The organism is Microvirga sp. P5_D2 (genome assembly GCF_054049475.1).
Map to the genome: position 1 here is coordinate 18,675 of NZ_JBFUMH010000063.1, position 9,060 is coordinate 27,734.

At 61.6% G+C, this 9,060-nt stretch carries 10 protein-coding genes; 8 read left to right on the plus strand and 2 right to left on the minus strand.

Features of this window, described 5'->3' with window-relative positions:
- The first annotated feature begins 154 nt into the window (after window positions 1–154).
- Complete coding sequence (locus ACXJKO_RS16760) at window positions 155–1,045, plus strand: DUF6454 family protein (RefSeq protein WP_457092224.1); 891 nt, start codon at window positions 155–157, stop codon at window positions 1,043–1,045.
- A 161-nt stretch (window positions 1,046–1,206) separates the two neighbouring features.
- The gene (locus ACXJKO_RS16765; protein ID WP_457092225.1) at window positions 1,207–2,322 is read left to right on the plus strand and encodes an NADH:flavin oxidoreductase/NADH oxidase; all 1,116 of its coding nucleotides are present in this window, start codon (window positions 1,207–1,209) and stop codon (window positions 2,320–2,322) included.
- Between the two features lie 3 nt (window positions 2,323–2,325).
- On the opposite strand, the gene ACXJKO_RS16770 is transcribed toward ACXJKO_RS16765, so the two are convergent.
- Window positions 2,326–2,553 (minus strand): dodecin, encoded by a 228-nt coding sequence (locus ACXJKO_RS16770; protein WP_457092232.1) that lies wholly within the window; start codon window positions 2,551–2,553, stop codon window positions 2,326–2,328.
- Between the two features lie 199 nt (window positions 2,554–2,752).
- On the opposite strand from ACXJKO_RS16770, the gene ACXJKO_RS16775 reads away from it, so the two are divergent.
- A complete protein-coding gene (locus ACXJKO_RS16775; protein ID WP_457092226.1) occupies window positions 2,753–3,295 on the plus strand; it encodes a DUF4142 domain-containing protein in 543 nt (180 codons plus the stop codon).
- 62 nt (window positions 3,296–3,357) lie between these two features.
- On the opposite strand, the gene ACXJKO_RS16780 is transcribed toward ACXJKO_RS16775, so the two are convergent.
- The gene (locus ACXJKO_RS16780; protein WP_457092227.1) at window positions 3,358–4,377 is read right to left on the minus strand and encodes a fumarylacetoacetate hydrolase family protein; all 1,020 of its coding nucleotides are present in this window, start codon (window positions 4,375–4,377) and stop codon (window positions 3,358–3,360) included.
- Between the two features lie 70 nt (window positions 4,378–4,447).
- On the opposite strand from ACXJKO_RS16780, the gene ACXJKO_RS16785 reads away from it, so the two are divergent.
- From ACXJKO_RS16785 to ACXJKO_RS16805, 5 genes are all read left to right on the plus strand, one after another.
- Window positions 4,448–5,536, plus strand: a complete 1,089-nt coding sequence (locus ACXJKO_RS16785) for a TRAP transporter substrate-binding protein (protein WP_457092233.1) — start codon at window positions 4,448–4,450, stop codon at window positions 5,534–5,536.
- Window positions 5,537–5,978: 442 nt separating this feature from the next.
- A complete protein-coding gene (locus tag ACXJKO_RS16790; RefSeq protein WP_457092228.1) occupies window positions 5,979–6,431 on the plus strand; it encodes a MarR family winged helix-turn-helix transcriptional regulator in 453 nt (150 codons plus the stop codon).
- Entirely contained in the window at window positions 6,428–7,054 is a 627-nt protein-coding gene (gene maiA, locus ACXJKO_RS16795; RefSeq protein WP_457092229.1) for a maleylacetoacetate isomerase, read from the plus strand. The genes ACXJKO_RS16790 and maiA overlap by 4 nt, the downstream gene beginning before the upstream one ends.
- A gap of 90 nt (window positions 7,055–7,144) precedes the next feature.
- Window positions 7,145–8,260 (plus strand): 4-hydroxyphenylpyruvate dioxygenase, encoded by a 1,116-nt coding sequence (gene hppD, locus ACXJKO_RS16800; protein ID WP_457092230.1) that lies wholly within the window; start codon window positions 7,145–7,147, stop codon window positions 8,258–8,260.
- Window positions 8,261–8,762: 502 nt separating this feature from the next.
- On the plus strand, window positions 8,763–9,060 hold a 298-nt coding region (locus ACXJKO_RS16805), incomplete at its 3' end, for a porin (protein WP_457092231.1).

Below are 9,060 nucleotides of genomic sequence, written 5' to 3' on the forward strand. Positions count from 1 at the left end.
ATTGCGGAGAGCCCAGGCCGGACACTAAAGTGACATCACCCGCTCGCTAGAAGCGGATCGTCACTGAAGGAGGAACGCGATGGATTGCTTTTCGAGACGTTGCCTGACTACGATTCTGACGATGCTCTGCCTCGGAGTTGCACCCGCAGCTCTCATGGCCGCCGAACCTGACCGTACCGCATTGGCGGACCGGGTGACGAAGCTGTCGCGTGGTACGCAATGGAAGCTGGTCGAGGCCGTTCCGATCAACTTCCTGACCCATCACCCGCAGGGAATGGTGAAGATCGGCGATACGCTGTTCGTGTCGTCGGTGGAGATCAAGGAACCGACCAAGCGCTTTCCGCAGCCGGTGGACGGTTACGACCGGGATACGGGCGCGGGCGTCGGGCACCTTTTCAAGATCGACATGAAGGGCAACCTCATCGCCGACATCACCCTCGGCGAAGGATCGATCTATCATCCGGGTGGGATCGATTACGACRGCAAATACATCTGGGTTCCCGTGGCCGAATACCGGCCGAACAGCAAATCCATCGTCTACCGGGTCGATCCGGAGACCATGAAGGCCGAAGAGATGTTCCGTTTCGCGGATCATGTGGGCGGCGTGGTTCACGACACCGACCGCAAATCCCTGCACGGGGTCAGCTGGGGCTCGCGCCGGTTCTATCGCTGGGCTCTCGATGAAAGCGGCAAGCCCACCAATGCGGGCGAGGCTCCCGAGAAGCTGCGGATTCTGAACACCTCGCATTACCTCGATTATCAGGACTGCAAATATGCCGGCTCCCAGCGCATGCTGTGCTCCGGCGTTACCGAGATGCGGGTCAAGCCCGATGCGGCCCCGTTCCGGCTCGGCGGTCTTGATCTGGTCAACCTCGCCGACGGTCGCCCGATCTTCCAGACGCCGGTGCTGCTCTGGGCTGATTCCGGAATGGACATGACCCACAATCCGGTCTGGATGGAAACGAGCGAGGCGGGCATCCGGGGTTACTTTATGCCCGAGGACGACAAGTCCACGCTCTACATCTACGAGGCCGAGGTGAAGTAGGGCCTTTGGAAAACGTGGCGAACTCGCCAGTGCATGTAAGTGATGGTATGGCGGTCAGCTATCCGTAGCTGATCGCTCATCGCTTCGACCTTTTCGACCTGTGGTGCGTTTTAGCTCGGTGATGCAGGATCCGAAGCTGCCCGACACTTGAGATACAACCCATGGCACATGCAAAACTGTTTACGCCCTTCCGGGTGGGAGACCTCGATCTGGCCAATCGCATCGTGATTGCGCCCATGTGCCAATATTCGGCTCAAGACGGATGCATGACGGATTGGCATTTGATCCATCTGGGTCAGCTTGCCCTGTCGGGGGCCGCGCTCCTGACCATCGAGGCCACTGCCGTCGTGCCCGAAGGGCGCATCAGTTATGCCGATGTGGGCCTTTATTCGGACGAAACCGAAGCCGCCATGGCGCGCGTTCTGGAGAGCGTCCGCCGCTGGTCCGACATGCCGATCGCGATCCAGCTGGCTCATGCCGGGCGCAAGGCTTCGACCGATGTGCCCTGGAATGGTGGAAAGCAGATCCCCCCGGAGCATTCGAACGGATGGCAGACCGAAGCACCTTCGGCGGTTCCATATTCCGCCGCTGAGAATGCTCCCACAGCGTTGGACAAGGAGCGCCTAGCTCAGCTGCGTGATGCGTTCGCCGAGGCGGCGAGACGCTCTGCCAGGCTTGGCATCGATGCGGTGCAGATCCATGCGGCTCATGGCTACCTGCTACATCAGTTTCTCTCGCCCTTGTCCAACAAGCGTGACGATGAATATGGCGGTTCGCTGGAGAACCGGATGCGCTTTCCGCTCGAGGTCTTCGATGCCGTCCGCGCGGCCTTTCCAGCAGAGAAGTCCGTGACCGTGCGGGTCTCGGGAACCGACTGGGCGGAGGGCGGCTGGACGATCGAGGAGACCGTCGCCTTCGCACAGGCGCTCGAGGCGCGCGGATGCGGGGCGATGCACGTTTCGAGCGGCGGGTTGACCCCGGCGCAACGGATTCCGGTGGGGCCCAATTACCAGGTGCCGCTAGCCCGCGCGGTCAAGCAGGCCACGGGGATGCCCGTCATCGCGGTCGGCCTCATTACGGACTTCGTGCAGGCAGAGGCTATTCTGGCGACGGGCGATGCCGACCTCATCGCTCTGGCACGAGCCATTCTCTACGATCCCCGCTGGCCCTGGCATGCGGCCGCGCATTTCGGTGCTTCCGTGAAGGCGCCCAATCAGTACCTGCGCTCACAGCCTCACCAGTATCCCGATCTTTTCAATGTCCGTGCGGATGACTGACGGTCACGGTGTGCTGTCGCCGCCTTCATCCAAGGTGAAGCCTGCCTTCAGCACGACCTGATAATGGCGCACTTCGCCATTCTCGACATGCCCCCTGGTTTGCAGGACCTCGAACCAGCGAAGGTTGCGAAGCGTCTTGCTGGCCCGCCGGACCGCGGTTCGGATCGCGTCGTCGATGCTTGTTTCCGATGAGCCGACAAGCTCGACGACCTTATAGACGTGATCGTTCATCAGGTGCTCCATGCATTGCGGAAAGCCTGAACTGGAGCGCCTGTCGAGGATGCCAAGAGCCGCATTCCTGCATCCGAGGGGCATGTGGATGGGATTATTCGTAATAACCGGGCTGAGCAGCAGGAACATAGGATCATCGTCATCGTTAGGATGCGATAGCTCGGCCTTGAAGGACCGGGCACTGGAAGGAAACTCCGCGATGAATCTCAAGATGATCTTCGTAACGGGCGCCCTTGCGCTCGGTGTTGCCGGCTGCATGACGCCCATGGCGTCGGCTCCTGCTCCCGCTCCCATCGCCGTGACGACCGCCACGGAATTCGTGCCCATGGCCACGTCCTCGAACCTGTTCGAGATCGAATCCAGCCGCATTGCGCTGCAGCGCTCGCAGAATCGGGAAGTTCGCCGCTTCGCACAGCAGATGATCCGCGATCACACCCTTGCGGGACGCCGCATGACAGCCGCTGTGCGCCGGGCCGGCCTGCCGGCTACTCAGCCCGCCATGATGCCGAAGCACCAGCAGATGCTGGCGACCGTCGAGGGCGCTGCCGATTTCGATGCGGCCTATGTGAACGCGCAGCTCATGGCCCATCAGGAAGCCGTTGCCCTGTTCTCGTCCTACGCGTCGGGCGGCGATGTTCCGCAGCTCAGGGAATTCGCAAACGCGACCCTGCCGACCCTGCAGATGCACCTCGAGCACGTGCAGGCCCTCAGCAGTGGCGGCGGCATGAGCCGCGCCATGTAAGGGTTTCCCGAGGATCGGACGAAAAAGGCCGCCGGGCACTCCGGCGGCCTTTTGTTTTGCCTCTATTCGGCTCGCCGATAAGCCGCCACTTCCTGCTCGATGGCGCCGAAAATCGATTGCCCCGCCTTGTCCTTCATCTCGATGCGGATCGTGTCGCCGATGCGCATGAAAGGCGTTCTGGCTTCGCCGTGGAGAATGGTCTCTACCGTGCGCTGCTCAGCGAGGCAGGAATAGCCGACACCGCCCTGCGTGACAGGCTTGCCCGGTCCGCCGCCTTCGTCCCGGTTGGAGACGGTGCCCGAGCCGATGATCGTGCCGGCGCCTAAGGGGCGGGTGGCGGCCGCATGGGCGATCAGGGTCGGGAAGTCGAAGGTCATGTCCACGCCGGCATTGGGCTTGCCGATGAGCTGACCGTTCAGGTTGGAATGCAGGGGCAGGTGGAGCCTGCCGCCATCCCAGGCATCACCGAGCTCGTCAGGTGTGACGGCGACGGGCGAGAGGGCGGAGGACGGCTTGGACTGGAAGAAGCCGAAGCCCTTGGCCAGTTCGCCGGGGATCAGGTTGCGCAGGGAGACGTCGTTCACCAGCACCACGAGGCGGATCGCGGCTGCTGCCTCCTCCCTGGTCGCCCCCATCGGAACCTCGTCGACGATCACGGCGATTTCCGCTTCGAAATCGATCCCATGGGCCTCGTCCATGACGAAAACCGGATCGCGCGGCCCGAGGAAGGAATCCGAGCCGCCCTGATACATGAGCGGATCGGTCCAGAAGGAGGCCGGCATCTCGGCTCCGCGCGCTTTGCGCACCAGCTCTACGTGATTCACATAAGCGGAGCCGTCCGCCCATTGGTAAGAGCGGGGCAGGGGCGAGGCGCAGTCGTGCTCGTGAAAGCGGAAGGAGGGCACGGAGCCGTGCTCCAGCTGTTCCGCGAGGTCACGCAGGCGAGGCTCGACTTTTTCCCAATCGTCGAGGGCTTGCTGTAGCGTCGGAACAATGAAAAATGCGTCCGTCGCGCGGGTCAGGTCCCTCGAGACGATCACGAGTCGGCCATCACGGCCTTGTTTGAGCGAAGAAAGCTTCATAGCCACCCACCTTGTTGTCGTGGTTTATAGAGCTGCAATGAGAAAAGTTTCGGGAAACGCCATGACGACGATGAAGAGAAGAAACTTCTTGAAGGGCGCGGGCCTTGCCGCTGCCGCCACCACCGTGGCCGCGCCGGCGATCGCGCAGTCGATGCCGGAGATCCGCTGGCGCCTGACCTCGAGCTTCCCCAAGTCGCTCGACACGATCTTCGGCACCGCCCAGACCTTCTCGAAGTACATGTCCGACGCGACCGACGGAAAGTTCCAGATCCAGGTCTTCGCTCCGGGCGAGATCGTCGGCGGCCTTCAGGCCATGGATGCGGTGCAGAACGGCTCGGTCGAATGCGCCCATACCCCGCTCTATTACTATATCGGCAAGGAGCCGGCGCTCGGCATGGGCACGGGCCTGCCCTTCAGCCTGAACGCCCGCCAGCTTCATTCCTGGTGGCACTTCGCCGGCGGCAAGGAAATCATCAACGAGGTGATGGGCCGGTACAACTGCACGTCCCTCGTCTGCGGCAATTCCGGCGCCCAGATGGGCGGCTTCTTCCGCAAGGAGATCAACACGGTCGATGACCTGAAGGGCCTCAAGTTCCGCATCGGCGGCCTGGGCGGACAGGTGCTCGCCAAGCTCGGCGTCGTGCCGCAACAGATCGCTCCCGGCGATGTCTACCCCGCCCTTGAGCGCGGCACCCTGGACGCGGCCGAGTTCGTCGGCCCCTACGACGATGAGAAGCTCGGCTTCCTGAAAGTCGCGAAGTACTACTACGCACCCGGCTTCTGGGAGGGCGGCGCCATGCTGCACCTCGTCGTCAACCAGCAGAAGTGGAACGAGCTGCCCAAGCACTACCAAGCCATCATGGAGCACGCCACCGAGGCCGCGAACAACTGGATGCTGGCGAAGTACGATGCCGTCAACGGCCAGGCGCTGCGCCGCATGGTGGGCGCGGGCGCGGAACTGCGCACCTTCTCGCAGCCGGTCATGGAAGCCAGCCTGAAGGCCGCCAACGAGCTCTACGCCGAACTCTCGGCCAAGAACGCCGACTTCAAGAAGGCCTACGATTCCATGGTGGCCTATCGCAACGACGTGCTGCCCTGGTGGCAGCTCAACGAATACGCCTTCGATACCTTCATGATCCGCACGCGCGGCCGGTCGTAATCTCGCGCTTTCGTTGATGGCCGGGCCATCGGTGAGCCCTGAAGAGACATGAGGCCGTCCGGCTGGTGGCATCTTTCCGATGCAGCAGCCGGGCGGCCTTTTTCGATGACGCCGAGCCATCGTGATCCATGTGGATGCAGGTTCGAACCTCATGCTGTTTGAACGTGCCGGTTCGACTGCGAAGGCAGGCGTGGGCGCAGAGCGCCGAAGAGGCTGAAAAAAGCCGCTTTGCGCGAACCGCAAATCCCAGAGCAAGTCTGGACATTCATCGGCGTTCTCCCTGCCCGGATCCGATGGCCGCTATCTCAGGGACAGCGGATTGGCTCTCGAATCTAGTTGCTTGTGCAACGAATTTGACTTATTGGTTGCACAAGCAACGGTTTTTTGTCAACCAATGGCACCTCGCTCAGCAGTCAAGAAAGAGGAAGATTCGGGCTCTCTCGTGATCCTGGAGAGGTTTCTTCCCTATCGTCTCAACGTTCTGGCCAGCCTGACCTCGAACGCGCTGGCGCAGATCTATGCCGAGCGGTTCGGGCTCTCGATTCCGGCCTGGCGGGTCGTCGCGACCTTGGGTCAGTACGACTACCATACGGCGCGGGACATCGCCGCCCACGGAGTCATGCACAAATCCACGGTCTCGCGCGCCGTTTCCGCGCTGGAGCAGCGCGGGCTCATCGTCCGCAAGCCCAATCTCGACGACCGGCGGGAGGAGTGGCTCGAACTCACGGAGGAAGGGCGCGAGATCTATGAGGCGCTGGCTCCCGAGGCGCTCGCCTTCGAGGAACGCTTCATCTCCGTGCTGACGGCCGAAGAACAGGAAGTGCTCGTCGCGCTCATCGACCGCCTGAGCGGCCATGCCCGGCTTCTCGCGCCCGAAGGGGAGAGCGAGGGATGAAGCTCTATACTTACTTCCGCTCCTCCGCCGCCTATCGCGTGCGGATCGCCCTCAACCTGAAGGGCGTGCCGTTCGAATCCATTCCGGTCAACCTGCTGAAAGCCGAGCAGCGCGATACGGCCTATGGCGCCGTCAATCCGCAGAAGCGCGTGCCTTCGCTCGATATCGGCGACACGACGCTCATCCAATCCGGCGCGATCCTCGAATATCTCGACGAGGTCTATCCCGAGCCGCCGCTTCTTCCCATGGGGCCTGTGAACCGCGCGAAGGTGCGCGCCGTCGCAGGCATCATCGGCTGCGATATCCACCCGCTCAATAATTCAAGCTCCCTCGGCTACCTCAAGAACAAGCTGGGTCATGACCAGGCGATTGCCGATGAATGGTATGGCCATTGGGTGCGCGAAGGTTTCGATGCCATCGAGGCCCTGATCGAACCGGGTCCTTATGCCTTCGGCTCCCGGATCACGCTCGCGGATGTCTATCTCGTGCCGCAGGTGTTCAACGCCCGGCGCTTCAAGATCCCTCTCGATTCCTATCCGAAGATTGTCGCGGTGGATGCGGCCTGTGCCGAGCATCGCGCCTTTCGGGATGCCGCTCCGGAAAATCAGCCGGACGCAGCGTGAGACTTATCAGACGTATCCGCATGGCGTGCGGATGCGTTGTCTCGTCAAGATGATCTCTCGACGGGTCGACCAGATAACAGGAGGAAAGCCATGGGACCGTTCCCGCACGATGCACCGCCGCCGGCCATATCCGAAGACAACCCGATGGGAACCGACGGATTCGAATTCGTCGAATTCTGCCATCCGAACCCTGAGGAGCTTGATCGCCTGTTCAAGATCATGGGCTTCTCCGTGGTTGCCAAGCACCGCTCGAAGAACGTCCTTCTCTATCGCCAGGGCGACATCAACTTCATCGTGAACGCGCATCCCGGCTCCTTCGCCGAGCGCTTCGCCAGCCAGCACGGGCCCTCGGCTCCGGCTATGGCGTTCCGCGTGGTCGATGCGAAATATGCCTATGACCGCGCGCTCTCCATGGGCGCCAAGCCGGTGCAGACGCAGGTGGGGCCGAACGAGCTCGAAATTCCCGCCATCGAAGGCATCGGCGGACTGCACATCTATTTCGTGGATCGCTACGGCGAGAAGGGCTCGATCTACGACGTGGATTTCGAATGGCTCGGYGAGAAGGACCCGAAGCCCGAGGGTGTCGGCCTCTATTACATCGATCACCTGACCCATAACGTCTATCGCGGACGCCTGAACGAATGGGCGGGGTTCTACGAGCGGCTCTTCAATTTCCGGCAGATTCGCTATTTCGACATCGAAGGAAAGATGACGGGCCTTCACTCCCGCGCCATGACGAGTCCGGACGGCAAGATTCGCATTCCCATCAATGAAGATGCGGGCGAGACCGGACAGATCGAGGAATATCTGCAGGAGTATAAGGGGGAGGGCATCCAGCACGTCGCCCTGGGCTCCCTTGATCTCTATGAATCGATCGAGACACTGATCGACCGAGAGCACGAGTTCATGCCCGCGCCCAACGACATCTATTACTCCCGCGTCGACACGCGCCTGCCCAGCCATGGCGAGTCGCTCGAGCGCCTGCAGAAGAACGGCATCCTCATCGACGGGGAGGGCGTGGTCGAGGGCGGCTTCACGAAGGTGCTGCTCCAGCGCTTCGGAAAGACCGCCATCGGGCCGATCTTCTTCGAGTTCATCCAGCGCAAGGGCGATGACGGATTCGGGGAGGGAAACTTCAAGGCCCTCTTCGAATCCATCGAGGAAGATCAGATTCGCAGGGGCGTTTTGAAGCCGAAAGTCGCCTGACGAGGCTCGAATAGCCACGATTCGGCAGAGGCCGGACCCGTCCGGCCTCTTCTTTTTGGGCCTTGGAGAGGATTATTCCGCCCAATATGTGACAGAGTTATTCACAGGCTCACCGCATCGTGATGCCCGAAATACTGAGTCGACAACCGTTCCAAACTGCGGCGCTTCGTTCCTAAACGCCTGAATTTTAACGGTTTGTTAGGAAATGGCTCCAAATCCTAACGAAACGTAAACGGCGGCATGTGCAAACGTTGCGTTTGTGCAACATGGTCCTGAAAAGCCCGGCCCCGTGCCCATTTTGCGCCTTCATTCGGTTGCTTGCCCGGCAACGCTGGCTAATGTGGCTCCAGCGACGGGGGCACCCCAGTCGTCATTTGTAGGCTCAGCCAGCTGGCGGGGCCACCAAGTCACTAGGGGAAATGGGACGTGTTTGGAGCTTCTCAGAAGTTTTCGAAGCACTAAACCCGGCCCCCCAAGGGTCTCAAAACTTTGGAGGTCAACCATGAAGCTCGTTAAGAGCCTTCTTCTCGGATCGGTTGCGGGTCTCGCCGCCGTTGCCGGAGCTCAAGCCGCCGATCTTCCCGTGAAGAAGGCCGCTGCAGTTGAATACGTTCGCGTCTGCTCCACCTACGGCGCAGGCTTCTTCTACATCCCCGGCACGGAAACCTGCCTCCGCGTCGGCGGCCGCGTCCGCGCTGAAATGCGCTACCTCGAGCCGGTCTCCCGCGAATCCGACTCGATCGGCTTCCGTACCCGCGGCCGCATCCAGCTCGACGCTCGTACCGCCACGGCTTACGGCC

Coding starts and splice junctions, on each gene's coding strand:
- ACXJKO_RS16780 (WP_457092227.1), bottom strand. CDS start 4,377: ATGAAGCTTTCTTCGCTCAAACAAGGCCGTGATGGCCGACTCGTGATC.
- maiA (WP_457092229.1), top strand. CDS start 6,428: ATGAAGCTCTATACTTACTTCCGCTCCTCCGCCGCCTATCGCGTGCGG.
- ACXJKO_RS16785 (WP_457092233.1), top strand. CDS start 4,448: ATGAAGAGAAGAAACTTCTTGAAGGGCGCGGGCCTTGCCGCTGCCGCC.
- ACXJKO_RS16770 (WP_457092232.1), bottom strand. CDS start 2,553: ATGAACGATCACGTCTATAAGGTCGTCGAGCTTGTCGGCTCATCGGAA.
- ACXJKO_RS16775 (WP_457092226.1), top strand. CDS start 2,753: ATGAATCTCAAGATGATCTTCGTAACGGGCGCCCTTGCGCTCGGTGTT.
- ACXJKO_RS16765 (WP_457092225.1), top strand. CDS start 1,207: ATGGCACATGCAAAACTGTTTACGCCCTTCCGGGTGGGAGACCTCGAT.